This is a genomic window from Amycolatopsis thermoflava N1165, from assembly GCF_000473265.1.
GTDB classification, from domain to species: domain Bacteria; phylum Actinomycetota; class Actinomycetes; order Mycobacteriales; family Pseudonocardiaceae; genus Amycolatopsis_E; species Amycolatopsis_E thermoflava.
This window is the reverse complement of sequence record NZ_KI421511.1, coordinates 5527908-5552792: the sequence shown is the minus strand read 5'-3', so window position 1 is coordinate 5552792 and position 24885 is coordinate 5527908. Positions and strand designations below refer to the sequence as shown.

Here is a 24885-nt window from a genome sequence, read left to right as displayed (position 1 = left end):
CGGTCGGGTAGTGATCTTGTGGCTTTCGGGGGCCAAACAGCGTGCCCCCGGAAGCCCCCGGTCAGGTGGTGACGGGGTGGTGGTTGACGCGGGTGTTCAGCTCGTCGAGCAGGGCGGTGAGCATCGCGTCGGGCAGCCTCACCGCGGTGGACAGCTCGTCGGCGGTGACGGGGCGTCCCGCGGCGTGGGCGGTCTCGGTGGTGCGAGTGACGGTGTCGCGGACTCCGGCCGGCAGTTTCGCCAGCGTTGATCCCCGCACCGGTGCAGGTGTCGAGGACGGAACCGCTTCCGCGGGTTCGGCTGGTGCGGGTATCGGCGGGGGTTCAGGCGCGGTGTCGGCGGGTGCGCGGCGCATGAGGAGCTTCACCACCACGAGGAAGCCCAGAGCGGGCATCGCGGCGAGCAGCCAGCCGCCAGGGGTCGGTTCGGCCAGGGCGACCTGGGCGGTCATCTGAATCCCGAACCCGGCCACCAGGACGACCATCGGGAAGGTGAGGAACCGGGTGTTGCCGCGTTGGTGGTCACGGCGGACCTCGAACCCGGCCACGATCGCGATGCCCTCGATGACCACGGCGTCCGCCCAGGCGAGCCAGCCAGTTTGTCCGTGATGGACGGCCCAATCGTGGGTGTGGGTGAACCCGGCGGCCGCGCCGATCCCGCCCAGCACCACGGTGACCAGCACCCGCACCACCTCCACCAGCCGAGTGCCGGTCACCTTGAGGACGTCCACCTTGGACACGGCCTTCTCCTTTCGTCAGTAGGGTTTGAGCGCGGACCAGCGGGAGAGCAGGTTCCGTCCCTGCCGGGTAAGCCGCAGCGGGGACACCGGACGCCGGACAACACCGTGCAAGCAGGAGACCGTGTCGCGGGCGGGACAACGTTCGACGTAGCGGCCCTGCATGAGCGCGTGCACGGTGTCTTCGTCAGTGGCGATGCGCACCCGGTCGGTGTCCTCGAACAGCACGACCCGGTCGGAGTCGTCCAGCAGCCCGTACCGGCCGTCCTGCACCTCCGCCAGCACGTCCTGTGCCAACGCCGGGCTGATGACCGCCTTCGAGCGCTTACGCGGCCGCGGTGGCGGACACTGCCGGGAGGGAGCAGGCGTGCCAGCAGCGGGAGCGCTGAACAGCCCGAACTCGTCCGCCATCACGGCCTCCGGTCCGGTCGGCCGGTGAGCCATTCGTTGACCTCGTGCCGGTAGCCGGTGCCGTGTGCCCGCCACTCCCGGTACAGCCCGACCGTGATCACGGCCCAGGTCACGAGCGTGGCGGCGGCAGCGAGGGCGAAGCCCCAGAAGCTGTGGATCACCGCCCGCTCGATCAGCAGGGCGAGGAAGGCGAGGCCGGTCATTTTGGTCCAGGACCACACGAACCGCAGGGTCAGCATCAGGCCACCACCCGCAGCTCAGCACCGCGCCATCCGGCCCGCACGAACTCGACCAGCTCGTCCAGCTCGCGGTCGTCGACGTAGGCAGCGCGCACGCGCATGGGGACGCGGGAGCGCTGCCGGATGACGTAGCCGATCCCCGACGTTTCCGGGGCGTTCGGGATCTCATCAGCCAGCGCACCGCGAAGGCGGGCGTTCTCGCCGAGCACCATGTCCACGTGAGCCGCGGAGGTGACCCGCAGGCACACGCGGGTGGTGAACAGATCCCGCACCGGCACGGTGTCCTTGGTGGGTTCCTGCACCAGTCCGACCATCGAGTGCCCGGTTGCGCGGCCCTGAGAGCCAACAAGGGCGAGCTGCCGTTTCAGGCCGCGGGCCGCGGAGGCGTCGCCGTAGGCGAGCAGTGCGCCCATCTCGTCGAGGATCAGCACGTTCAGTGGCGTGACCGAGGAGGGGGTGATCTTGCGCTTGCCCTGGTCGGCCAGGCAGCGTTGGGTGGCCTGCATGTCGGCCACGTACTCCTCGACCAGCTCCGCGCAGTCGCCCTCCTCGCAGGCGTAGCGGTACGCGATGCCGGCGAGCTTGGCGAACTCCATTTGCTTGGGATCGCAGATCCACAACCGCACGGCGCCGTCCCGGATCAACGGTGCCAGCCCGCGGAGCAGAGCGTTGACCACCGAGTTCTTTCCCGCACCAGTCGCGCCCGCAACGAACAGGTGCTGCCCCACCGCGGACAACCGCCAGTCGCCGCCGTACTCGGTCTCGCCGACGTAGAGGTTGGTTAGCTCGATCGCGTCGGAGTCGTAGACCATCTCCGGGGCCTCGATGACCTCGGTGAACGGCTCGGACCGCTCGACGACCAGGGCGATCACCCGGGGCTTGACCCGCTCGATGGCGATCCGCTCGACCTTGAGGGCTTCGGTCAGCTCGGGGAGCTTGGCCTCGAACTGCCGGAGATGCTGCCCGGGGTGGAGCTTGACGTAGAGGGTGTCGACGCTCGGGGAGTAGGAGCGGATGCGCAGCAGGCGGGGGACGTGCAGTTCGCCGGTTTTGCGGTTGGTGGTGAACAGGTCGCAGGCGATCAGGGCGTTGCGCCAGCGCGGCCCCAGGTAGGTGATCCAGCGGCGACGCCACGCCCGGATCCGTGGAGCGGCGAACCGGTCGAAGGTGTCCGGATGCGCTCGGTACCAGGCACCCAGGCTCGCTGCGGTGCCGCCGAGGATGCCGCCGGTGGTGGTCCAGCCCAGTTCGAGCCCGGCGGTGGTGACGGCAGCGGGAGCGAGGATGCTGCCGGGGTGTCGGCTGAGCCAGGCGGCGACCTTGACCTCTGCGCCCTTGGTGCGCTTGGAGAATTCCGAAGCCATGGTGTTCCTTCCGAGAAACGAAAGGACCGGCCCGCCACCCGTTGCAAGGTGGTCAGGCCGGTCCTGAGGCGGTTGCTGTTCGGTCAGTCCTTGATTGCGGAGCGGGAGTCGGAGAGCGAGACGGTCAGCTTGGCGACGGCTTTGGCCATGCGGTCGTGGTGGCCCTTGAAGCCCTCCCGCCGCACCGGAATGCCCTTGATCGCCTGCCGGAGCTGCCGCATCGCGGCGTCCACCGCATCCAGCGCCCGGTCCACCTGATGCCCTGCCATTGCTCAGACCCTCCAATCGCGCGAGACCAGCTCGGTCTCGTACTTCTTGGCCACCGTCCGCAGACGCTCCAGCTCGTCGGTGGCTTGAGTGCGGTAGCCCTTGAGTTCGTCCTGGGTAGCGACGGTCCAACCGGACCCAGCGTGCTTGTCGTCGACCTTCTCGATCAGGCCGGTCAGGCCCTCCAGTGCTTCCAGCACCAGGTCCATCGCGACCACGAAGTTGCCGTAGCGTTCCCGAGCGCGCCGGTTGATCGCATCGATTTGCATCAGTTCCCCTTTCCTGCCACATACTCCGCTGCCGAGGTCAGGTCAGCCACGAGGAATCGCACCGCGTTGCCTACCGTCACCCGCGTTTCCTGGTCCGGCCGACTAGCCGCGAACTTTTCGTACGCTGCGGTCGCCGCTCTGATGATGTCCTGAATCTCGCTCACCAACTTGTTTCCCTCCTAGGTCTGTTACCCCTGCCAGTCCTGCTGGCGGTCTACGCCGATTTCCCGTTCCCAGTTCGCCGCGAGTTTCCACATCGGATTTTTCGGTGGCGGGTCGATTACGTAGATCTCGACCAGCAGCATCGCCGTAATTGCCGCGTTCCGATCGAACGTCCGTCCCGGGAGCCAGGTGACCAGCCAGCCGTCCGGCCCGTTGACCGCGTGATGCTCGGTCACCGTGCTCGCGATCCGGTCCGAATCGACCTTCAGGCTCATGACATTCCTCCCCTCAGGCATTCCGCTTTGGTCCGTGGGGGTTGAAGGTGGACAGTCCGTCCGGGCGCTCGTCGTCGCCGTGCCGGTAATCACCGTCAATCCAGTCCCGATTGCACATATGCGGCACCCCAATCTGTTCTGTGGTAGAACCCCAAGACCCCCGGAAACAATGCCGGGAGCCAAGGCGCGCCACCACAAAAGGCGCGAATTTAGGCATGGATCGGCCCACTGTGCAATTCTCAAACAGCAGATAAGTGCCCTTGCCCGACTCGAACGGGCGGCTAACCAGGAATAGGAAGGGCTACCGGGACACGCGGTTGGATCAGCCAGCGGGCTTGAGGCCCATGGCAGCGAATGCCATGCCCGAAACCGTCTCGCCGCGGTCGTTGCGGAAGGAGTACGGCGACACCCGGGCGTCGATCAGCTCGACCAACTGGCCCTCCTCGAACCCCTCGCCGGGGTCGGTCTCCAGGGTTACCCGGATCTCCTCGCCCTTCGCGCCATCCGACTTCGCGAACAAGGACACCGTGTAGCGAGTCACCCCATCCACGGTGACGACCTCCTCGCGGCCGTCCTTGTCCTTCCGCGTCTTCATCGTCGGAGCCTCGGCGATCCGGAGCCGGTAGCCGCCGAGGTTGACGGGGATGTTCCTCATCTATCCACTCCTGTCTTGTGACGTTATATGTCGTACTAGAACCAAGGTAGCACAGTGCTAGGACAGTGCTATGGTCTGTTCGGGTGAACTAGCGCGTTATATGGCGTCTCGGTACAGTTGGTTCATGAAGCAGCCGCAGCAGGTGACAGGGCACCCCTACCAGGCAGTGGCTGCCTCTATCGCGGCCAAGATCGATGCTGGCGAGTTGAAACCGGGCGAGAAGCTTCCCTCAGTACGCGCACTCGCTCGCGATCGCGGCGTGTCGCCGATGACGGCTCAGAAGGCCCTGACTCAGCTCGCCGAGGATGGCTACGCCGAAGTCACTGCCGGCCTCGGCTACTTCGTGACCCAGCCCGGCGAGTCGCACGACGATCCCCTCGCTGCCATCCACCGGCAGATCGACGCTCTGAACGCGACTGTCGCCGACCTGGCTCAGCGTCTTGAGCGGCTGGAAGAGCAGTCCGACTGAGGCTCGCTCGGCGCTCCCCGGCTTCCAGTCGCACGACCCGCTGACGCACCTCGTTGAGTTCAGCAGTCAGCGCCCGGAGGCGACCGGCGATCCGCCGGAGTTGAGCTTCGGATAACCCGTGGGGCGCGCCGGATGCACCCCGCTGCTCTCGCGGTACCGCCATATCGGCTGCATCTCCCGTCTGACCCGGTTCTGTCCAACCCGTGTTGTTCATGGCTCAAATGAAACCCGCGGCGGCCGGGAGCACGGCAGTGAGCACAGGGGGAGCACGGGAGCAAATGGGGGAGCACTTGAGCGCATAGAGATGCGCAAGGGCGCGTCCAGGCGCAACTCTTTGTGCTTCACTGGTCGCAGGGAGGTGACGATGGCGGCAGGAAAGAAGGAGCCAAACAGGCGTTTAGCAGCGGTGATGCAGGAAGCGGGCATGAGCAACAAGGGGCTCGCCCGCCGCATCGTCGAGGCGACAGCCGCCTGGAAGGAGCCACTGCGCGCCGACCACAACGACGTCCGCAAGTGGCTTGACGGCATGGTGCCGAGGGACCCCAAGCCTCGCGTCATCGCGCAGGTGCTGTCGGCGAAACTCGGCCGGCCTGTCAGCCTGGAGGACATCGGGCTGGGGGAGGCGGACGCGCCCGAGGACGACGCCCTTGTCACCGAGGGGTTGGCGTACCAAGCCGAACCAGGCCAAGCCGTCAACCTCCTGCACCAGCTCACCGACGCCGATCTCGGCGACCGTCGGCGAGTCGTCAACGCGACGTGGCGCGAGGACGTCGCTCCGCAGATCATCACCGGGTACATGTTCTCTGCACCCGTCGTACTCACGCCCGAGGATGACGGACCCCTGAGGGGCGCCACGGCCGCCGAGCGCATCCGCCGGACGACGGCGCACCTGATGGACATGGACTTCCAGTTCGGCGGCGGCCACACCCGGCGCATGCTCATCCAGTTCTTCCGCGATCAGGTCGTGCCGCTCCTGCGCAAGCACCACCCGGAGCCCGTTCGACGCGAGATCTTCAGCGCCGCAGCAGAGGTCGCACAGTTGCTCGGCTGGAGCGCCTACGACGCCGGTCGGCACGGGGTGGCCATGCGGTACTTCACCCAGGGACTCAAGCTCGCGCGCGAGGCCGACGACCACATGCTTGGTGCGCGGATGCTGTCGAGTCTGTCCCACCAGGCGAACTACCTCGGTCGGTTCAACGATGCTGTCAGCTTCGCCAGAGCGGCCCAGGCCGCGACGCTTGGCCGAGCGACAAGCACGGTCTCCTCGATGTTCTTGGCAATGGAGGCGCGAGCGCTCGCGAGTCTTGGCGACAAACGTGGGACGGCTGCCGCACTGCATCGTGCCGAGCAAGCCTTCGAGACCCGAGATCCGTCCGTCGAACCAGAATGGATGAACTATTTCGACGCGCTGGAGCTGGCCGGGGAGGCGTCCCACTGCTTCAAGGACCTTGGCGATGGCAACAGGACGAAACTCTTCACTGCTCAGGCCATCGACCCGGTCCTCACACCGCCGCGGACTCGTGCGTTCATCCAGATGGTTTCCGCGGCAGGCTCACTGGCCAACGGGGAACCGCACGAGGCCGTAGCGCTTGCGACTGAGGCGGTCGAGCTGGCAGACGGCCTGCAGTCCATGCGGTACTTGCGTTACCTCACTGACTTCTGCAAGGCGCTCCACGAGCTCAAGGCCGACCGGGAGCTGTCGCAGAACTTCACCAGCCTGTTGCGGTCGCGGTACCCGAAGCTTGCCATCCCGCCGGTCGCGGCGTGACCGGGTTCAGAACGGCCGCCAGCGAGCGTTCGCCTCACCAGTGCGGATAGTGCGCATGCGCGTGTCGAACTCCGCCTTGATCTCCGGCGAGTGGTCGACGTTCTGCATGATCCACGTCGTCATCTTGATCTCGTGGGTCGCTCGGAGCGTTGGGAAGCCTTCCCAGTTCCGGATGTCGTAGCCGTAGGAACGGGCGAAGTCGTTGTACTGCTTGTCCGTCCACCACCCAGCGGTGACGTACTCAGTCGCGGTCATCGAGAGATCCCACTCCGGCTGCCCCCAAGAGAAGTTCTCGAAGTCGATGAGCAGCGGCCCGGAATCGGTGATCATCAGGTTCTTGATATGAGCGTCGCCGTGGATTGCGCACTCGTCCAGCGGGAAGCTCAGCCGCGAAACCTCGTTTTCCAGCTCCTCACACCGCTCCAGCAGCAACTGTTTGTCGTCGTCCGAGACGGGTGAGGACGCCACTCGCGGCCGGATCCGAGCGAGGATGTCTGTGCGTGGCAGCGTGAACGTCGTAGGAGACGGCAGCCGGTGAAGTTCCCGAAGCTCACGGCCAAGAAGCGCGACGTCGTCCGGCATCGCGACCTCGCCGGGGATGAACTCCCAGAACGTGACCGGGTGGCCCCCTGCCGCGCGCGGTTGATCGGCCGGCCTCGACAGTCGACCTGAGGCGAACCCCTGGTCGGCGAGCCAGCGTGCTACCGCGACCTCCTTTTCAACGTTCGGCCAGTAGTCCATGGTCCGCGCGATCCGCACCACGATGGGGGCTGAGGCGAGCTTGTAGAGGGCGTTCTCGCCCAGTCGCATCAGCGTTGCGCCCTTGGGGTCCAGGCCTGCGTCACGACAAGCACTGTCGAGCACAGCGCGAGTGGAATCGGCGGTGAACGCTGGCGCGGTGTCCGTCATCAAGCCTCCCGTCGTGTGATCCGGGTCCAGGTTACGGGCGGAGAGCGAGAAGAGTTGACCGAGCCGTGGACGGTTCCGAAGATCGCCCGACCCCAGCCACGTAGGTCCCCTTGCATGGCACCGTGATCACCAGCCCCTTGGAACGGAGCAGCTCGGTAGCGTGGCGAGCTGTGCCCAACGAGACGCCGTACTCCTGTGCGAGCCGGCGTTCCGCAGGCAGCCGCGTGTCCGGCGGCAGGTCCCCGCGCTTGATGCGTCGGGCGAGGTGGTCGGCCATCTTCTCGTAGAGCATGCCCGGCTTGTCTGGCTCCAGCTCCTCATAGAAGGTCATAGGTCCCCCGTGGATCTCGTCTCCGTCAATCCGCGACCGAGAACGACCGGTCGCGACTGGATCGAGAGTAGCGCGCCCTAGGTACCTATAGGAACCCACAGGTACCGCTATGAGGATGCGGGCTCTTGCTGGTGCATAGCGTTACGGCATGTCATGGGGAGACCGTTCCGGCCGGATCGACCACCACGGGCCGGAGTACGTCTGGGCGCAGATCGCGAACGACATCCGCCATGACATCGAAAGCGGCGCTCTACCAGCTGGTGCGAAGCTTCCCGGAGGACCGGAGCTGGCCGAGATCTACGGCGTCGCGAAGGCGACCGCTGCCAGGGCGATCAAGGCACTACGGGACGAGGGCCTGGTGACCGTGGTCTTCGGTCGCGGCACTTTCGTCACTCATCCGGGGTAAGGCTGATCAAAGCTTAGACGGGGGCCCCTGCTTTCGCGACCTCCCTCAGTAACGATCAACAATGCTGCGCCGACCGAGCAACATGGAGTACATCCTGGGTTACGGCGGTGTTCGGGACGGAAAACCGGCGAGAGGCGGGTTCAAGACGCTGAAGCACGTGAATACGCTGCCGGTCGGGCCTGCACATGCTGTCGACCCGATCACTGATTTCGCTGTGTGTGACGCAGAGATCACGTACATCCCACCGGAGAGGCCGGCGTTTGGCGGTCAGCTCAATCAGTGCCGAGACTGCCTCGCCTGGTTGAGCGCGGCGGGACGCAACACGTCAACCTAGATTCGCTCGGGCGCGCTCCGCCGGACATCGCATGCCGTTTGCTGGCCGACCAAGTTCCTAGCCGAGCGTAACTGCCGTGTTCAGAGTTTCCTTACTTGTTCAAGGCGGCCCCTGCGGGGCCGCTGATCCGGCCCTCATCCTGTCGAACCGCCAGACGCGGGCGTGCGGCTGGCGCCGGTCCCGCGTGGCGGTTCGACGGAGGCCGGGCGGCCCCACAGCCGCCGCAAGAGGAAGAACAATGATGCCCTCGCCGGGCAGGCAGGCTCCGGGATGACCGGGGACCGTAGGCCGGGTTGCGCTGGCAGGGTGGGCGCTTGGTGGTCATCCCGTCGCCTGATCTGACGACTATCACGCCGTGCCGGGGCCGCAAGGTTGGCGAGTTCGGCCGGCGGTTGCGCACGGAGGTTGCGGCCCCGGCACGGCGTGATCGAGACGCCATCAGGCGACGGGATGACCACCAAGCTCATACTGTTGGAAACTTCCGCACCTGCGCGCCATCTACTATCCGGGTTGGTTTTTGTGTCACGGTCGAATCTGGCATGATCCCCTTGTGAACGACGATTTCGTATGGACTCCTCCCGGTGCAGGTGCAGCCGAGCTTGAATCCTTCCTTGCTCTTCGCAAAGGCCTGCCTTCGCACGCTAACGAGTCGATACATAGTTGGCTGGTGGGAAAAAAGGGCGAGCGTGACTACATATATTGGGACTTCATGCTGGAATTCCAACAAGCCGCCCGGGTAGATCTTGGCCTCCAGGCCGTGAAGCTTGTCTCGGTTCAACAAGCATTCCAGGTGTTCCGGAAACTGAACGAGGCCCATCGCACATGGCTGGTAGATTTCGAGCTTTCCAAGATAGCCGCAAGTAATCCTGGACATAAAAGTCCTAGCCGTGTTCGAGACTTGGAGAAGATACTTCGTGACTCCGGTTCGAGTTGGACGGTCAAGGCAATTCACGGGCGATATCGACTGGTTGAGGCGCTACCTGGAGCTGTCTACGACGTTGTAGATTCGGCTCTGTCTTCGGCTGGAAAGGCCAGCGAACTACTTCGTTCCGCCTGGGAGTTCGCTTTCGGGGTCAAGGCCAGTCCTAGTCATGCCTATTACGATGCGGTACGTTCGGTTGAGGTGCTCTCGTGTCCTCTCGTGTCGCCAAACGATGGAAACGCAACCCTAGGAAAAGATATAAACGTACTGCGCAATAAGCCGGAAGACTGGCAGTTCGTGATGAGGGGGTCGCGGGGTGGCTCTTCGGTGGAGAAGGTACTCGGGATGATGCAACTACTGTGGCACAGTCAAACGGACCGGCATGGGCGAGCAGACTATGAGGACGTAACGCTTGAAGAAGCGCAAGCGGCGGTGTTCCTCGCATCAACGCTTGTAGCGTGGCTTTCTAAAGGCATGTTGAGCCGAGTGGCTGGCTCGGTGTGATCTTATTCGTTTCACCTACTGTGCGTCGCTTTATCTCCGCGTACGATTACTCGCTCTTCGAGGGCGAGCCGTCGCGTGCCTGGCCGCTCGTACGACGGATGCCGTATGCCGCCTTGGGGCGTGACAACCGGAGGCAACGGCCGGAGAGCAGGTCAGAGGACCGGACTAATAAGGTCAACTGGCCCGCCGTCGGGCTGGCGAGCAAATCGGCTCACTTGGCTTTCGTGGTGATCGAGGAGGTGTCACGGTCGTTCAAGTTATTCCCCGCTCGATTCACTGTGCGGAGCTACCTATTGTCGGTTAACCAAGGTCAAGCGGGTTGACGGCGGTTGATGATCCTGAGGACCTCCATGCAGGCGAAGAGCCTATTTATTGGTTTTCCGGTCACTTCCCGAAGAATTCCATGATCAACGAGACTATTTATCGCGTTGTTAGCCGCCTGGAAAGTCTTCCCTGTCAGTCGTCGGGCTGTTGGTACGTCGATCACTGGATAACCTATGAGGTTTTCGACGATTTGCAGGGCCGATCCCCGGACGTTTTCGCTGCGTAGTTTAGTGATTGTTCGTTCTCGGAAATTGAGCAGATCGGAAATGACCTGGACGCCTTCGTTTGCTTGCTCCAGTACTGCAGTTGAAAAAAACTCGACCCAGGGATCGAATTTGCCAGTCTTGCTAACCTCTAGTAGGCCATCGATGTATGCGTCCCGGCGAGCCTCAAGCCATGGTGAGAGGTTCAGTGCTGGCATCTTCAGGACGCCGTCTTCCAATAATTGCAGCACTGAGATGAGGCGGCCGAGGCGCCCGTTACCGTCGTTGAATGGATGTAGCGTCTCAAATTGGTAATGAGCAAGCGCCATGCGGACCACGATTGGAATATCATTTCTTTCGTTTAGCCACTTTTCCCAGTCGGAAAATCCTTCTTCGAGGCGATCTCCGGGTGGGCAGGGAACGAAGCGAGCTGATGATATGTTGCGGCCTCTAGATCCAATGTAAACTTGCCTCTTGCGAAGATCTCCGGCTTCGTAGGTATCTCCGGGTGTTCCGCGAACGATTACTTTCTGCAATTGACCCGCGACACCGCGGCTTATTGGTCGCGTTTTTAGTAGTTCAGTCGCGAGGTCAACTGCTCGTACGAAGTTCTGAATCTCTCGTTGAGGGGCCGACATCTGCTTCTCCTCGAGAAAATCAGACTCCAAAACTTCGTCGAACGCGGCATATGTCCCCTCGAGCGCCGACGTGCTCACCGCCTCTCGTCGAATGATTGGACGCAGAAGCAGGCCAGGGTTAGGGAGTTGCGCCATGGCCTGGTCTAGGCGGGCTACAGCCATAGCTGCTTGCGTCGACACGTTGAGGGCGGCGAGGCCAAGGCTGGGCTCATCTGGGAGTGGTGCTGGCGCGAAGGCCCAGTAGGTGGCCGGCTGCCCGTCCAGTTCCGAGGCCGGCACGTCGATGTGAACCAGATCCCCGATGGGAGACCGCCCGAGTGAGTCCAAGTCCATGGCTCAAGTCTAGACGAAGTTACTTCAACTGGACGCGTGGAGATGCAAGTTTAGCCGAGAAAACTTTAGCCTTACAGGTGGGGGTTAAACCTAGGATGCACCACCTTCCAGCGTCTCAAGTCTGGCGCTTGAAACTTGAGTCTGTCGCGGCGAGGTTCAAGTCTAGTAGACCCGGAAGTAGATAGATTGAAGTTTAGACTTCCAAACTTTAACCTACAGGCTTGTAGTTCAAGTGGTGTGTCGTCCTCGCGCCACCGGCCGCCAGGTGGACACGGACAGGGGCCGGTACGCCGGAGGCTGCACCCATAGGTGGGCCTGGTTGCCAACTTACTGCCAACTATCGTCGTCACCCGATGGCAAGAGACCGTTGGCTACGACAGGGGCTGAGGCCATCTTCTTGCAGCTAAGAGAGTGTGTCGAGGATCAACGGCAAGTGTCGGAGAGTGCGGAACCTGCATCAGAAGGTTAGGGGTTCGAATCCCTTCGGGCGCGCGTCTGGTTGAGACAGCAAGACCAGAGAACCCGCCGGAGACGGCGGGTTTTCTGCATTTCGGGGTCGTGTGCCCGCCGATGATCAACACCCCACCTTTCCCACACTTTATGAGGCGCTTCCTCGGCGATCACCCGCTTGTGGCCGAGCTGGTCCGCGATCTCCCGGACGGTCAGCACCGCGTCGTCGAGGAGGTCGTGGTCTTGCGGAAGTTGTGGCTCGTCACTCCATGGCCGGTGACCTCCTCCTGGCGTGCCCGAAGGGCAGCGGTCCCGGCCGGCACCGATCAAGGGCGCTTCGCGGCCTCCGGCAACCCTTGAAGTGCCTAATCATCGGAAGCCACAACCAGTGTGAGCAGCACCGCGGTCCGGTTGATCACTACGAACTCATGGAAGTCGCTGCTGCCAACGCTGCCGCGTCACAGTCCTCTGTGCACTCCCCGGAAAACCCGCGGCGCGTCAGCGGGACTGGAGCGCGTCCAGCGCCACGGCTTGCGCGAGCACCAGCCGGCGGTCCAGCGCCGGGTCGGTGACGCGCACCAGGTAGTGGTCCCGGAACCGGGTCTTCTTCTCGAAGCTGCCCACCAGTTGGCCGTCGCGGGCGAAGTCGAAGTGGTACTTCCACGGGAACGGGACGTCGCCGACCCACGGAAGGAAATCCCAGACGCGGCGGAACAGCGCCAGGGCCATGCTGCGCTCGCTGATCTCCACCGGCGGCAGGCCCGGCTGCTCCAGTCGCCACGTCGACCGCAGCAGCGACTTGCCGAACTGCTTGCCGAACACGCCGATCGGCTGCCCCTCGCCGGTCGTCACGTCGTAGGCGCTCGCCAGGTCGATCACCTTGCGGGCGCGGAACGCGGCGAGCACGTGCTGCTTGCTCTCGTCCGCGTAGAGGGTGACCTGCTCGCGGAAGGTCATCCGCTTCTGCTCGACGAACGCGACCAGCGCGCCGGGCCCGCCGTTGCCGTCGTCGGTGAAGACCTCGTAGCGGTTCACCATCATGGTGACCCGCTGGTGGACGTGGAACTGGTCGTGCTGCTGCAGGTTCACGGATCTCCCCAGGGGCGGCTGTCTTCGCGGCGTGCCTCGGCCGGGGCCACTCTAGGCGGTCCGCGGGTGAAAATCACCGGGCTTACCAGCGGGAGCGCGGGCGGGTTGGCTTCGGGGCACGCCAACCGGAGGTGAGCCGCGCCGCATGTCGAAGAATCTGGTCGTCCTGGGAGCCGGGGGGCTGGCACGTCAGATCGTGGGGGTGGTGGAGGACCTCGAGGACATCAACCTCCTCGGCCTTACCGGCGACCCCGACGAGCACAGCCGGGAGAACGACACCCCGGTCCTCGGCGGTGACGACGTGCTCAAGGGCTTGGACACCGACTACGTCCTCGGCGTCAGCAACGTCCTGGTGCGGCGCAAACTCGACGAGTTCGCGACCGAACTCGGCAAGGAACCCGGCATCGTCCTCCACCCGAGCACACGGGTGGAGAAGCGCGTCGCGATCGGGCCGGGTGGTGTTTTCATGCCCGGTGTCAACCTTCAGGAAGGCGCCTCGGTCGGGCGGCACGTCCTGGCGAACGTGAACGTCCTGATCGGCCACGAGGCCGTGGTCGGTCCCCAGGTCACCGCGAGTCCGCACGCCGTGATCGGAGCCCGCAGCCGCATCGGGGCCGGAACCACCATCGGCATCGGGGGGATCGTCCTGCCCGACGTGACGGTCGGCGAAGACGTCGTGATCGGAGCCGGCGCGGTCGTCACCAAGGACGTCCCGCCGCAGACCACCGTCGTGGGCGTACCCGCCCGGGCCCTGCGGCCGAGGTGAGCGTCAGCTGGGCTGAGGTGCGTGCCGCCGCCGCACGTCCATCGCGCCGTCCGTCGACGCGCGCAGGGGGGCCTTCTGCAGCTTGCCCGTCGCGGTCTTCGGTAGTTCCGTCATCAGCTTGACGAAGCCGGGCACCATGTGTTTCGGCATGCGCTCGCGGCAGAACTCGGTCAGGGCGGACGCGTCGACCTCCGCTCCCGGGTCCGGCACGACGCAGATCATCACCTCGTCCTCGCCGCCGGCGTCGTCGGTCTTCACGCCGACCGCGGCACACTCCGCGACCCCCGGGTAGTGCAACACGGCCTGCTCCACCTCGTACGACGAGATGTTCTCGCCGCGACGGCGGATGCAGTCCTTGATCCGGTCGACGAAGTGCAGCCGCGACTGCTCGTCCAGGAAACCGGTGTCCCCGGTGTGGAACCACAGGTCCCGCCAGGCGTCGACGGTCTTCTCCGGCATCTTGAAGTACCCGGCCATGAACGCGCCCGGAATCCGCGGCCGCACGACGATCTCGCCGACCGTGCCGGCCGGGAGCAGCTGCCCCGTCTCCGCATCGACGATGGCCAGCTCGAACGCGTCCAGCGCCGTCCCGGAGTTCCGGCCCGACGTCGAGTACGCCACCATGTTGCACTCGGTCATGCCGAACCCGTGCAGCACCTCGACGCCGAAGCGCCGCTCGAACTCCGGAGCGCCCTCGTCGGAGACCGGGATCGACAGCACCGCCCGCAGCCCGTGGTCCAGATCGCCGTCCGAAGGCGGCTGGTGCAGCACGAAATCGGCCATCACGCCGAGCAGGTGGGTGATCGTCGCGCCGGTGCGGCGCACGTCCGGCAGCCACCCCGACGCGCTGAACCGCCTCGCCAGGTAGAACTGGGCACCGGCGAACAGCACAGCGCCGACCTGCATGAACAGGCCGTTCGCGTGGAAGAGCGGCAGGGCGACGTACTCCTTGTCCGCCGCGGTCATCCGCAGGTGCGTCGCGATCCCGGCGCCGAATAGCACGCAGTGCGCGTGCGGCAGGAGCACGCCCTTCGCCGGCCCGGTCGTGCCGGACGTGTAGAGGATCGTGGAGATGTCCGACGGCGCCAGCTCGGCGGGTTCGGGGACCGGGGCGTGCGCCACGACCTCGTCCCACTGCGGTTCGCCGAAGATCACGACTTCGCGGACCGACGCGGGCAGTCCCGCGTCCCGCGCCGTTTCCAGCAGGTCGGCCTGGACGAACACCACGGCGGGCTCCGAGTTGGCGAGCTGGTGGCCGAGGAACTGCCCCTTCAGCTCCGGGTTGAGCGGCACGAAGATGGCGCCGATCAGGTTGGCGCCGAAGAGCACCGCGAGGATCTCGGGCCGGTTCCCGGTGACGCACACGACGCGATCGCCCTTGCCGCAGCCCGCCGCGGAGAGCCAGCCGGCGACCGCGGCTGCCCGGTCCCACACGTCCCGGTAGCTCCAGGTCGTGCCGTCGAAGGACTCCACGAACACCTGTGCCGGCTGCGCGGCGACGTGCTTGCGCAGCAGGCTCGGCAGGTCCGTCCGGACGGCGTCCACCAGTGGCGTGCGGGAGCTGGCCGAAGTCACGAGTCTCGTCCTCCTGGCGCGGGGCGTCGGTGACCGCGTTCCGGTAGACGATACCTCAGTTTCAATTCACTCGGTAGAGCCGAACTCCGCCTGTACCTGGGGCAGCACCTCGGTGCCCAGCAGTTCGATCGCCGTCATCACGTGCTTCTGCGGCACCCCCGACCAGTCCATCTGCATGGCGTACCGGTCGGCTCCCACGAGCTTCCCGACCGTGATCAGCCGGTCCGCGACCTCGTTCGGGCTGCCGGTGAACAGCGACGACGCCCCGGCGGTGTACGCGTCGTACTCGGCGCGGGTCGGGACCGCCCAGCCGCGGGCCCGCGCGCCGTACTTCATGGTTTCCAGCCAGTACGGGTAGAACGTGTCCTTGGCGTCCTGTGACCGGCGCGCCACCAGCCCGATCGCGCTCATCGTCACGTGCTGCGTCGCCGGGGCGTTGCCGGACACCTCGCTCGCCCGGCGGTACAGCTCCACCAGCGGCGCGAACCGCTCCGGGCGGCCCGCCGATGATCGCGTACACGACGGGCAGCCCGAGCGCGCCGGCGCGGATCGAGGAGTCCTGGTTGCCTCCCGTGCCGACCGAGATGCGCAGGTGCTCGCCGTACGGCCGCGGCAGCACCCGCGCACCCCGCAGCGGCGCGCGGAACTTGCCCGACCACGTCACCGGGTCCTCGCGGTCCAGCGCCAGCAACAGGTCGAGCTTCTCCTCGAACAGCGCGTCGTAGTCCTCCAGGTCCGCGCCGTACAGCGGGAACGACTCGATGAACGACCCGCGCCCCACCAGCAGCTCGGCCCGGCCGCCGCTGAGCTGGTCGAGCGTCGTGAACTGCTGGTAGAGCCGCACCGGGTCCTCGGTGCTCAGCACGGACACCGCGGTCGACAAGGTGATCTTCGAGGTCGCGCTCGCCGCGGCCGCCAGCACCGTGGCCGGGTTGGAGATCGCGTACGAGTCGAGGTGGTGCTCGCCGAGGCCGTAGAACCCCAAGCCGAGCTCGTCGGCCAGCTTCATCCGCTCCAGCGTGTTGGCCAGCGCCGCCGAGACGGACAGCTGTTCGCCGGTGACCGGGTCGGCCGGGCGGTCACCGAAGCTGTAGATGCCGAGTTCCATGACTCCCAAGCTAACCAGCGGAGGATGACACGTCAACCAAACCGGACGACGAGGCTCGACAGCCGCCAGGTCCCCGGATCCGGCATGCGCTCGACCTTGACCGGTTCGAACTCCCGGGCCAGCAGCGCGGTCAGCGCGACCTCCGTCTGCACCCGGGCCAGCGCGGCGCCGAGGCAGAAGTGCGGGCCGTGCCCGAAGCCGAGGTGCCCACCGCCGGGCCGGGTCACGTCGAAGCGGTCCGGATCCTCGAAGGCGCGTGGATCCCGGTTGGCCGCCGCGACCGCCGCGACGATCGCCTCGCCCTCGCGGATCAGCACGCCCTCCAGTTCCACGGCCTCGCGCGCGTAGCGCGGAATCGTCATCAACGTCGGCCCGCACCAGCGGATCAGCTCGTCCACCGCGCGCGGCATGAGTCCCGGGTCGGCGCGCAGCGCGGCGAGCTGGTCCGGGTGTTCCAGCAGTGCGGCCACCGCGTTCGCGATGAGGTTCGCCGGGGTCTGCCCCGCCAGCACCAGGTGCCACACGAGCGTGACCATCTCGGTGTCACTGAGCCGGTCCTCGGCCCGGATCAGGTCGGCGAGCACGTCGTCACCGGGCTCCTCCCGGCGGCGGGCGATGGCGGCCTGCGCGCCGGCCATGACGCCGCGGATCGCCGCCGCGAACGCCGGGCCGTGGCCGCCGGCCACCGCCATGCCGTACTCGCGCCAGCGCGGGCGGTCCTCGCCGGGAATGCCGACCAGTTCGCAGATCACGTCCATCGGCAGCGGACGGGCGAAGTCCCGCAGCAGGTCGGCCTCCGCGGGCAGGTCGTCGAGCAGCCGTCCGACGAGCGGATCGACGCGTGGCCGGAAGTCCAGCGCGCGGCGCGCGGAGAACGCGGGGGAGACCAGGCGCCGCAGCCGGGCGTGCTCCGCACCCTCCACTTCGGACATCGTGCGCATGTACGCGCGGCAGTGTTCGGGCACGTCCGGGCGCTGGTAGCTGTTCGCGGTCAGCTCGAAGCGCGGGTCGGACAGGACCGCTCGCGCGGTCTCGTGTCGGGTCGCGGCCCACACCGGGCCGAAGCCGGGCGCGCCGACGCGGGCGAGCGGCGACTGCTCCCGCGCCCGGCCGTAGGCGGTGAACGGATCGGTCAGCACTTCGGGGTCGGTCAGGGAGATCTCGGGGATCACTCGCACTCCAGATGTTCAGTCCAGATGTTCATATCATTTGAATGGGCAAGATATCTTGGTCTTCGTCCGGATGGCAACGAGGAGGCTTCGTGGCGCGGCTGACCAGGGCGGAGACGCAGGAGCGCAACCGCGCGAAAGTGCTGGTCGCGGCCCGCGAGGAGTTCGCAGAGCGGGGGTTCCGGGACGCCAAGGTGGACGTCATCGCCGAGCGGGCGGAGCTCACGCGCGGCGCGGTCTACTCGAACTTCCCCGGCAAGCGGGCCCTGTACTTCGCGGTCCTGGCCGACCTCGCGGCCCGAGCGGAGCCGTCCCCGCACAGCAGGCCGGGCGCCGACGCCCGGTCCACGGTCGGCTCGTTCGCCCGCGACTGGATCGTGCGGGACGCCGGCCTGGCCCGCGACCTGCCGTCCGAGGTGATGGCCGACGAGCGGGTGCGGCTGCCGTACGCGCAGCTCATGGAACTCGGCGCGCTGTTGCTCGCGCTGGCGGTGGAACGGCTCGACCCGCCGGAGTCCCCAACGGGCGCGCCGCCCGCGCGGTACGTGCGCCGGGCGCGCGCGGTGCTGACGTCGCTGCACGGTGCGCGGCAGCTCACCGTCGCGGCGCCCGGGTTCGTCGAGCCGTTCGACGTGATCAGCACGTGCGAACAGCTCGCCGAACTGCCGTTCAACGACTGGTGGGCGCCGCCGCAGGTGTCCCCGCAGCCGCGGCCGGCCGACGAGCCGTGGGCGCCCGGCGAGGCCGTCGACCTGGTGCGCGGCGAGCCGGTCCGGCTCCCGTCCGACGGCGTCGTCGCGATACTCGGCCTGCACCGGCTCGCCGTCGTCGAGGAAGCCGTCCGGGCGGGGGCGGACGTCACGCTCGTGGCGGTCACCGGGGAACCGGCCGAGCTGGGGCCGCTCGCACGCCTGGTGATCACCGAGGTCGCCGCGTGCCTCCGGCAGGCGTTCCCAGAGGCCGCGTGGCCCGGCCTGCGGGTCGTGTGCGACGAACGAGGTGAGCTGGCCGCGGCGGCCGGCGTGGCGGCGGTCAGCGACGCGACCGAGGTGGCGGTGCGTGTGGCCGGCGGCCGGATCGTCGCGCGCGCCGACGGGTTCGGCGCCTGCCACGCGGTGTCAGCGGGGAGACTTGCGCCCGCCGCCGCGGCCAACCACGATCGGTCCTCGTGACTACGGCGGAAACCTCGCTCCGGTACGGCCAGGCCGCCGGGCGCTGGGTCCTGTTCGCCACCGTCCTCGGGTCCGGTATCACGTTCCTCGACGCCACGGTCGTGAACATCGCGCTGCCCAAGATCGGCAGCGACCTCGAGGCGAGCACGGCTGGTCTCCAGTGGACGATCAACGGCTACACGCTCAGCCTCGCCGCCCTGATCCTGCTCGGCGGCTCCCTCGGCGACCGATTCGGGCGGCGGCGGATCTTCGTGCTCGGCGTCTCGTGGTTCGCGATCGCGTCGCTGCTCTGCGGGCTCGCGCCGGACATCTGGACGCTGGTCGCCGCCCGGGTGCTGCAGGGGGTCGGCGGCGCCCTGCTCACGCCAGGGTCGCTGGCGATCCTGGAGGCGTCGTTCCACCCCGACGACCGCGCGAAGGCGATCGGCGCGTGGTCCGGGCTCGGCGGGATCGCCGGTGCGCTCGGACCGTTCCTCGGCGGCTGGCTGGTCGAGGTGGCGAGCTGGCGCCTGGTGTTCCTGATCAACGTGCCGCTCGCGGCGGTCGTCGCGCTGGTCGCGCTCCGGCACGTCCCGGAGACCCGCAACCCGGAGGCCGCACGGCAGCTGGACTTCACCGGCGCGGCGATGGGCGCTCTCGGGCTGGCTGGGCTGAGCTACGGCTTCACGGCGTGGCCGTCGCTCGGCGCCGGCTCGCCGACCGTGCTGGCGGCGCTGGGCGTGGGAGTCGCCGGGATCGCGGCGTTCGTGCTGACCGAGCGACGGTCGCGGCACCCGATGCTGCCGCTCGGCGTGTTCGCGTCGCGGGCGTTCACCGCGGCGAACCTGGTGACCTTCGCGGTGTACGCCGCGCTGGGCGGCGTGTTCTTCCTGGTCGTGCTGAACCTGCAGGTCGTCGGCGGGTACTCGCCGGTCGCGGCGGGGTCGGCGATGCTGCCGGTGACCGCGCTGATGCTCGTGCTGTCGGCGCGCGCCGGGGCGCTGGGGCAGCGGACGGGGCCGCGCCTGCCGATGACCGTCGGGCCGATCGTGTGCGCGGTGGCGCTCGTGCTGCTGTCCCGGATCTCGGCGAGCCCGTCGTACCTGACGGAGGTGCTGCCCGCGGTCGTGGTGCTCGGGCTCGGCCTGTCGCTGACGGTCGCGCCGCTGACCGCGACCGCGCTCGGCGCGCTCGACGACCGGTACGCGGGGGTCGCCAGCGGCGCGAACAACGCGATCGCCCGCACCGCCGGGCTGCTCGCGGTCGCGGTGCTGCCGCTGGTCGCGGGTATCGGCGCGGGCAGCCTGACCGATCCCGCGGCGCTCGCGCCCGCCTACCGGACGGCGATGCTGGTGTGCGCCGGAATGCTCGTCGCGGGCGCGTTGATCGCGTTCGCGCTCGTGCCCGGCCGCCCGAAGCCGACGCCGGTCAGCCCGGTGAAGGTCCACTGCGCGGTGGCCGGCACCCCGCTGCACCCCGTGGAATGCCGCGAGCCCTCGGATCGTTGACGAATGTGCGAGGAAGGAGCGGGTATGAAGAGCAGGAATTCGCTCAGGTCGCTCAAGCGCCAGCCGGGCTCGATCGTGGTCCGGCGCCGGGGGCGCTCGTTCGTGATCAACAAGAACAACCCCCGGGTGAACGCCCGTCAGGGCTGAATTGTCCGGAAACAGGGTCCGTCCAGGGTCGACGGACCCTGTTCTTTTGTGCGATGTGCCGCCTATCGTGGCGATCGATGAACACGCGTGGAACTGCTGTCGTGGTCGGCGCTACCGGCGGGATCGGTGCGGAAGTCGCTGCTGCGCTGGGCGACCGGTACACGATCTGGCTCGCCGGACGGGACGAGACCGGGTTGAAGGAATTGGCCGGGACGTTGCCGGACGCGCATTGCTGGACGGTAGATCTGGCGGCCGATCCGGACATTTACGATAATTTCCCGGAATTGTCGTCGGTCGACGTGCTCGTGCATTGTGCGGGTGTTTTCCAACTGGGTTCGGTCGCGGAAACCGATCCCGCCGTGTGGCATGAGCTGTTCGCCGTGAACCTGTTCGGCGTCATCGGGATGACCCGGCTGCTGCTGCCCGCGCTGCGAGCCGCGCGGGGCCGGGTGATCCTGGTGAACTCGACGGCCGTCCTCGGCTCGCCCGCCAACCGGTCCGCCTACGCCGCCAGCAAGACGGCGTTGCGCGTGTTCGCCGAGGCGCTGCGCCGCGAGGAGCTCCGGAACGGGGTGCGCGTCACGAGCATCTACCCGGGACGGGTCGCGACGCCGATGCAGCAGACCGTCCGCCGGATGGAGGGCGGGCCGTACGAGCCCGAGCGGTACCTCGATCCGTCGTCGGTCGCGGACGCGGTGCGATCCGTGCTGGACGCGCCGCGGAACACGCATCCGACCGAGCTCGTGATCGAGCCCGAATGGCGTCCGTGACCTTGCGGTCGCGGCCCGCATCCGGTGGTATGGCGGCATGAACCAGACGGACGCTGTCGTCGTGATCGCGACCATCGAGGCCGCGGAAGGCAAGGAGGCCCAGGTCGAGGAGGCGCTGCGGACCGCGGTGCGGGCGGTGCACCCCGAGCCGGGTTGTGAACGCTACGCACTGCACCGCGACGCGAAGTCGCCGACGACGTTCGTGATGGTGGAGAAGTGGGCCTCCGGCCCCGCGCTCGGCGCCCACGGCAAGGGCGCGGCGCTCGCCGAACTGAACGCAGCGCTCGACGGGCTGCTCGCGAAGCCGTTGGACGTGCAGCTGCTGACCCCGCTCCCGGACGGGGACGGCAAGCTGGGCGCGCTGTGAACCTGCCGCTCGCCGGGATCACTGTCGTCAGCCTGGAGCAGGCCGTCGCGGCGCCGTTCGCGACGCGCCAGCTCGCCGATCTCGGCGCCCGGGTGATCAAGGTGGAGCGCCCCGGTGGCGGTGACTTCGCGCGGCGCTACGACACGACCGTGCACGGCCAGTCCAGCTACTTCGTCTGGCTCAACCGCTCCAAGGAGTCGCTGACCCTCAACCTCAAGGACCCCCGCGGCCGGGAGGTGCTGGCGAAGCTGCTCGCCGGCGCGGACGTGTTCGTGCAGAACCTCGCGCCCGGTGCGGCGGCCCGCCTGGAGCTGGATCCGGCGACGCTCGCGCAGCGGTACCCGTCGCTGATCCCGTGCACGATCAGCGGGTACGGCACCGACGGGCCGTGGGCGGAGCGGAAGGCCTACGACCTGCTCGTCCAGTGCCAGACCGGCCTGGTGTCGCTGACCGGGACACCGGAGGGCGCGGCGCGGGTGGGGGTGTCGGTCGCGGACATCGCCGGCGGCATGTACGCCTACTCGGGCATCCTGACGGCCCTGTTCACGCGGGCCACGACCGGCCGGGCGGAGCCGGTGGAGGTGTCGTTGTTCGACGCGCTGTCCGAGTGGATGGGACAACCGGCCTACTACACGCGCTACGGCGGCACGCAGCCGCCGCGGGTGGGCACCCAGCACGCGACGATCGCGCCCTACGGCGCCTACACCGCGGCCGACGGGAAGGACGTGCTGTTCTCGATCCAGAACGAGCCGGAGTGGGTCGCGTTGTGCTCGCGGTTCCTGCAGCGGCCCGAGCTGGTCGACGACCCGCGGTTCGCGACCGGCTCCGCGCGGGTGGCCAACCGGGACGAGCTGAACGAGATCGTGGCGGCGCGGTTCCGGGAGCTAGACAGCGACAAGATCATGGCCCTGCTGGACGACATCGGGGTGGCGAACGCCGGGGTGAACTCGGTGCACGAGTTCCTGGCGCACCCGGTGCTCGCTGAGCGCGACCGGTGGCGCACGGTGCCGATCCCCGGCGGGACGATGGAGGCGCTCCTCCCGCCGGTGATCATGGGCGGGTTCGAGCCGCGGATGGGGCCGGTTCCGGAGGTGGGCGCGCACACCGACGCGATCCTCCAGGAGCTCGGCCACGAGGCGGCGGCGGTGGAGCGGCTGCGTGCGGAGGGTGTGGTCTGACCCGCGGGGTCGGTTTTCGAGCCGCGGGGGCTGTTCTGTCCGCTGGGTGGCCCTGCCGCTGGGCGGCGATGCTGCTGAGCGGCTGCATGCGGAAGGTTGTGGTGCCCGGTGGGTTGCTTGTTACACGGCAACGCTGCCGCCCTCGGGCGGCTCTGCGGGAGTGGTGAGAGCCGCTGGTGGGTCGTTTGCTGGGGTGCCGGCGTTGGTCTGATCGCCGGGCGGGCGTAGGGGCCTGACCTTGCGCCGGCCTTTGCCACCGCTTGTCGTGGCGTGGCGGGGCGGGGTGCTGGGCCGGCGGAAGCAGCGCTCGCAGCGCGTCGGGAGGCTGGGGTGACCTGGATTGAGCCCCTCGTTCGTGGGGTACTCGCCGGTATGCGTCGCACCTTGCTCGGGATTTACCTGAACGACCACGTGGCCGTGGTGACCGCCGGGGTCGAGCTGGCCAGGCGTTTCGCGCGCGCCGAGGCCGACTGGGCAGGCAACGGCAAGCTCGACCGCCTCGCCGAGGAGATGGCCGAGGACCGCGACGCCCTCGTCGACATGATGCGCGCCCTCGGCGAACCCTCCCGCCCCACCGGCCACTGGGCCGGGTGGCTCCTGGAGAAGGCGGGCAGGCTCAAAGCCAACGGCCGCCTGCTGAACCGTTCGCCGCTCAGCCGCGTCGAAGAGCTGGAGGGGCTCGGGCTCGGCGTCGAGGGCAAGGTCGCGGCCTGGCGCACCCTGCGTGCCCGCGCCGCCGTCGACCCGCGCCTGGACGCCGACCGGCTCGACGAGCTGATCGCGAACGGGCGCAGTCAGGCGACGCGGCTCGAACGCCTGCGGGCACGCGCGGTGGCCGAGCTGTTCGGCGAGGAAACCGACCAGGCCGCTTGACGACACCGGTTCGGGCGCCAGGATCCACGAGTTCTCCCCTGTGGTTAACCCGTTTCGTCGCGTCGTGTGTTAGCCGCCTCCAATCAGTCCGCAATGGACAGTCGAGTTGTCCACAGATTCGTCCACCTGTGGATCGCTTTGTGGACAACCACTCAGGCAGGTGTGGCGTACCGCGCTTCGGCCTTGAACCGCGTTCGTGCGGCGATCCGGCGCGCGCCGCTCATGTTCATGCGCCACGTGGCCATCGCGACGCTGACCCGGAAATGGTTGGCCACCGAGTGATCCGACCAGCCCTTGAACGCGGCGACCCGCGCGGCGTCGGTGGGGACGAGGAGCTCGCCGGACAGTTCGGCCGCCTCCTCCTCGATGCCCGCGGCAGCCGAGCGGCAGCCGTTCTCGTCGGTCAGCGTCGGGCCGAACGGGTGTTCCAGGAGCACGTGCGCCATCTCGTGCGCGATCGTGGACCGCCGACGCCGCATGGGGTGCACGTGGTTCTCGATGATCACGGCGCCGCTCGGGTGGAGCGGGACCAGCGCGGCGGAGAACACGTGCGGGCGTTCTTCCGTCAGGTGCCGCACCGACTCCGCGGGCAGGAACGGGCTGCGCAGGTCGAACACCTCGATCCCGTACAGCTCGGCCAGCGCCCACGGGTCGAGCGGGGCGAAGACGTCGGTGCCCAGCTCGGCCCGCACCTCGAGGGCGAGTTCCCTGGCCTCCTTCTTGAAACCCCGGCGGAGGGTCATTTCGACTCCTTGTTCTTGGCGCGGATGTGTCGCATCGTCAGGCCGACCACGTCCAGCAGGTGCTGCTGGTCGGACTCGCTGAGTTCTTCCTCGGCCCGGAGCAGCGGCGCGAGCTGCGCTTCGAGCGAGGGCCGGCGGCGCCCCTCGGGCTGGCCCTCCGGCCACACCATGAACGTCTCGGCGGGCATCCCGAGCCACTGGACGAGCGCGATGAACCCGTCCAGGTCCGGCCGGTGACCGTTGCCCATCCGGCTGACCAGGGACGCACTCACCCCGGCCTCGGCCGCAAGCTGCCGCCACGACAAGCCGCGTGACTCGCGCTCCGCGTCGAGGGCCGCATAGAGCCTCCCCGTGTCCAGCCGTCCGCCCATGTGGCACACCTCCGCGTTCCGTTCCGTCGCAGTTTTGCCGAACCGTTGCGGAGGTGCAACGGTGATGTACTATAGGAACAGTGTTGCTCCAGTGCAACACC

29 protein-coding genes and 1 pseudogene are annotated in these 24885 nt (G+C 67.5%); 12 read left to right on the top strand and 18 right to left on the bottom strand.

Going from position 1 to position 24885, the window contains the following annotated elements:
- Window positions 1–61: 61 nt before the first annotated feature.
- The 9 genes from AMYTH_RS0127340 to AMYTH_RS0127305 form a co-directional block, all read right to left on the bottom strand.
- Window positions 62–739, bottom strand: a complete 678-nt coding sequence (locus AMYTH_RS0127340; protein WP_027932939.1) for a DUF2637 domain-containing protein — start codon at window positions 737–739, stop codon at window positions 62–64.
- A gap of 15 nt (window positions 740–754) precedes the next feature.
- Complete coding sequence (locus AMYTH_RS49075) at window positions 755–1033, bottom strand: hypothetical protein (RefSeq protein WP_209440791.1); 279 nt, start codon at window positions 1031–1033, stop codon at window positions 755–757.
- 113 nt (window positions 1034–1146) lie between these two features.
- A complete protein-coding gene (locus AMYTH_RS0127330) occupies window positions 1147–1386 on the bottom strand; it encodes a hypothetical protein (RefSeq protein WP_027932937.1) in 240 nt (79 codons plus the stop codon).
- The gene (locus tag AMYTH_RS0127325) at window positions 1386–2750 is read right to left on the bottom strand and encodes an FtsK/SpoIIIE domain-containing protein (protein ID WP_027932936.1); all 1365 of its coding nucleotides are present in this window, start codon (window positions 2748–2750) and stop codon (window positions 1386–1388) included. Before AMYTH_RS0127325 ends, AMYTH_RS0127330 begins: the two co-directional genes overlap by 1 nt.
- Window positions 2751–2833: 83 nt before the next feature.
- On the bottom strand, window positions 2834–3019 hold the full coding sequence (locus AMYTH_RS0127320; RefSeq protein ID WP_027932935.1) for a hypothetical protein: 186 nt from the start codon (window positions 3017–3019) through the stop codon (window positions 2834–2836).
- 3 nt (window positions 3020–3022) lie between these two features.
- Entirely contained in the window at window positions 3023–3286 is a 264-nt protein-coding gene (locus tag AMYTH_RS0127315; RefSeq protein ID WP_027932934.1) for a hypothetical protein, read from the bottom strand.
- Window positions 3286–3450 carry a hypothetical protein gene (locus tag AMYTH_RS49070; protein WP_157360673.1) on the bottom strand — a complete coding sequence of 55 codons (165 nt, stop codon included), beginning with the start codon at window positions 3448–3450 and terminating at the stop codon, window positions 3286–3288. The genes AMYTH_RS0127315 and AMYTH_RS49070 overlap by 1 nt, the downstream gene beginning before the upstream one ends.
- A gap of 24 nt (window positions 3451–3474) precedes the next feature.
- Window positions 3475–3723, bottom strand: coding sequence for a hypothetical protein (locus AMYTH_RS0127310; RefSeq protein WP_027932933.1), 249 nt, complete (start codon window positions 3721–3723; stop codon window positions 3475–3477).
- Between the two features lie 322 nt (window positions 3724–4045).
- On the bottom strand, window positions 4046–4378 hold the full coding sequence (locus AMYTH_RS0127305; protein ID WP_027932932.1) for a hypothetical protein: 333 nt from the start codon (window positions 4376–4378) through the stop codon (window positions 4046–4048).
- 124 nt (window positions 4379–4502) lie between these two features.
- Here AMYTH_RS0127305 and AMYTH_RS0127300 point away from each other — a divergent pair, with 124 nt between their 5' ends.
- A complete protein-coding gene (locus AMYTH_RS0127300) occupies window positions 4503–4847 on the top strand; it encodes a GntR family transcriptional regulator (RefSeq protein WP_027932931.1) in 345 nt (114 codons plus the stop codon).
- A gap of 364 nt (window positions 4848–5211) precedes the next feature.
- Entirely contained in the window at window positions 5212–6615 is a 1404-nt protein-coding gene (locus AMYTH_RS0127295; protein WP_228684980.1) for a hypothetical protein, read from the top strand.
- A 6-nt stretch (window positions 6616–6621) separates the two neighbouring features.
- On the opposite strand, the gene AMYTH_RS0127290 is transcribed toward AMYTH_RS0127295, so the two are convergent.
- The gene (locus tag AMYTH_RS0127290) at window positions 6622–7524 is read right to left on the bottom strand and encodes an aminoglycoside phosphotransferase family protein (RefSeq protein ID WP_027932929.1); all 903 of its coding nucleotides are present in this window, start codon (window positions 7522–7524) and stop codon (window positions 6622–6624) included.
- 31 nt (window positions 7525–7555) lie between these two features.
- Window positions 7556–7801, bottom strand: coding sequence for a winged helix-turn-helix domain-containing protein (locus tag AMYTH_RS45800; RefSeq protein ID WP_323807258.1), 246 nt, complete (start codon window positions 7799–7801; stop codon window positions 7556–7558).
- A 202-nt stretch (window positions 7802–8003) separates the two neighbouring features.
- Between AMYTH_RS45800 and AMYTH_RS0127280 the strand changes: the two genes are divergently transcribed.
- Together AMYTH_RS0127280 and AMYTH_RS49065 are read left to right on the top strand one after the other, a co-directional pair.
- On the top strand, window positions 8004–8261 hold the full coding sequence (locus AMYTH_RS0127280) for a GntR family transcriptional regulator (protein WP_020416515.1): 258 nt from the start codon (window positions 8004–8006) through the stop codon (window positions 8259–8261).
- Window positions 8262–9145: 884 nt separating this feature from the next.
- Window positions 9146–10021 carry a hypothetical protein gene (locus AMYTH_RS49065; RefSeq protein WP_157360672.1) on the top strand — a complete coding sequence of 292 codons (876 nt, stop codon included), beginning with the start codon at window positions 9146–9148 and terminating at the stop codon, window positions 10019–10021.
- A 310-nt stretch (window positions 10022–10331) separates the two neighbouring features.
- Here AMYTH_RS49065 and AMYTH_RS48130 read toward each other — a convergent pair whose 3' ends face one another.
- Together AMYTH_RS48130 and AMYTH_RS0127270 are read right to left on the bottom strand one after the other, a co-directional pair.
- On the bottom strand, window positions 10332–11519 hold the full coding sequence (locus AMYTH_RS48130; protein WP_209440790.1) for a Fic family protein: 1188 nt from the start codon (window positions 11517–11519) through the stop codon (window positions 10332–10334).
- Window positions 11520–12467: 948 nt separating this feature from the next.
- Complete coding sequence (locus AMYTH_RS0127270; protein ID WP_027932927.1) at window positions 12468–13058, bottom strand: LURP-one-related/scramblase family protein; 591 nt, start codon at window positions 13056–13058, stop codon at window positions 12468–12470.
- Between the two features lie 145 nt (window positions 13059–13203).
- Between AMYTH_RS0127270 and AMYTH_RS0127265 the strand changes: the two genes are divergently transcribed.
- Window positions 13204–13824, top strand: coding sequence for a PglD-related sugar-binding protein (locus AMYTH_RS0127265; RefSeq protein ID WP_027932926.1), 621 nt, complete (start codon window positions 13204–13206; stop codon window positions 13822–13824).
- 3 nt (window positions 13825–13827) lie between these two features.
- On the opposite strand, the gene AMYTH_RS45795 is transcribed toward AMYTH_RS0127265, so the two are convergent.
- From AMYTH_RS45795 to AMYTH_RS0127250, 3 genes and pseudogenes are all read right to left on the bottom strand, one after another.
- Window positions 13828–15399 carry an AMP-binding protein gene (locus AMYTH_RS45795; protein WP_051362836.1) on the bottom strand — a complete coding sequence of 524 codons (1572 nt, stop codon included), beginning with the start codon at window positions 15397–15399 and terminating at the stop codon, window positions 13828–13830.
- Between the two features lie 66 nt (window positions 15400–15465).
- Window positions 15466–16507 (bottom strand): annotated as a pseudogene (locus tag AMYTH_RS51080) (LLM class flavin-dependent oxidoreductase).
- 32 nt (window positions 16508–16539) lie between these two features.
- The gene (locus AMYTH_RS0127250; protein ID WP_027932925.1) at window positions 16540–17679 is read right to left on the bottom strand and encodes a cytochrome P450; all 1140 of its coding nucleotides are present in this window, start codon (window positions 17677–17679) and stop codon (window positions 16540–16542) included.
- An 89-nt stretch (window positions 17680–17768) separates the two neighbouring features.
- Here AMYTH_RS0127250 and AMYTH_RS0127245 point away from each other — a divergent pair, with 89 nt between their 5' ends.
- From AMYTH_RS0127245 to AMYTH_RS0127215, 7 genes are all read left to right on the top strand, one after another.
- The gene (locus AMYTH_RS0127245) at window positions 17769–18848 is read left to right on the top strand and encodes a TetR/AcrR family transcriptional regulator (protein ID WP_027932924.1); all 1080 of its coding nucleotides are present in this window, start codon (window positions 17769–17771) and stop codon (window positions 18846–18848) included.
- On the top strand, window positions 18845–20335 hold the full coding sequence (locus AMYTH_RS0127240; RefSeq protein ID WP_027932923.1) for an MFS transporter: 1491 nt from the start codon (window positions 18845–18847) through the stop codon (window positions 20333–20335). The genes AMYTH_RS0127245 and AMYTH_RS0127240 overlap by 4 nt, the downstream gene beginning before the upstream one ends.
- 24 nt (window positions 20336–20359) lie before the next feature.
- Complete coding sequence (locus AMYTH_RS0127235) at window positions 20360–20482, top strand: ribosomal protein bL36 (RefSeq protein ID WP_020416524.1); 123 nt, start codon at window positions 20360–20362, stop codon at window positions 20480–20482.
- Between the two features lie 77 nt (window positions 20483–20559).
- Complete coding sequence (locus AMYTH_RS0127230; protein ID WP_027932922.1) at window positions 20560–21252, top strand: SDR family oxidoreductase; 693 nt, start codon at window positions 20560–20562, stop codon at window positions 21250–21252.
- Between the two features lie 37 nt (window positions 21253–21289).
- A complete protein-coding gene (locus AMYTH_RS0127225; protein ID WP_027932921.1) occupies window positions 21290–21619 on the top strand; it encodes a putative quinol monooxygenase in 330 nt (109 codons plus the stop codon).
- Entirely contained in the window at window positions 21616–22797 is a 1182-nt protein-coding gene (locus AMYTH_RS0127220) for a CaiB/BaiF CoA transferase family protein (protein WP_027932920.1), read from the top strand. The genes AMYTH_RS0127225 and AMYTH_RS0127220 overlap by 4 nt, the downstream gene beginning before the upstream one ends.
- Before the next feature lie 372 nt (window positions 22798–23169).
- The gene (locus AMYTH_RS0127215; RefSeq protein WP_027932919.1) at window positions 23170–23670 is read left to right on the top strand and encodes a hypothetical protein; all 501 of its coding nucleotides are present in this window, start codon (window positions 23170–23172) and stop codon (window positions 23668–23670) included.
- Between the two features lie 152 nt (window positions 23671–23822).
- On the opposite strand, the gene AMYTH_RS0127210 is transcribed toward AMYTH_RS0127215, so the two are convergent.
- Complete coding sequence (locus AMYTH_RS0127210) at window positions 23823–24413, bottom strand: ImmA/IrrE family metallo-endopeptidase (RefSeq protein WP_027932918.1); 591 nt, start codon at window positions 24411–24413, stop codon at window positions 23823–23825.
- Complete coding sequence (locus AMYTH_RS0127205) at window positions 24410–24784, bottom strand: helix-turn-helix domain-containing protein (protein ID WP_027932917.1); 375 nt, start codon at window positions 24782–24784, stop codon at window positions 24410–24412. The genes AMYTH_RS0127210 and AMYTH_RS0127205 overlap by 4 nt, the downstream gene beginning before the upstream one ends.
- Between the last annotated feature and the right edge of the window lie 101 nt (window positions 24785–24885).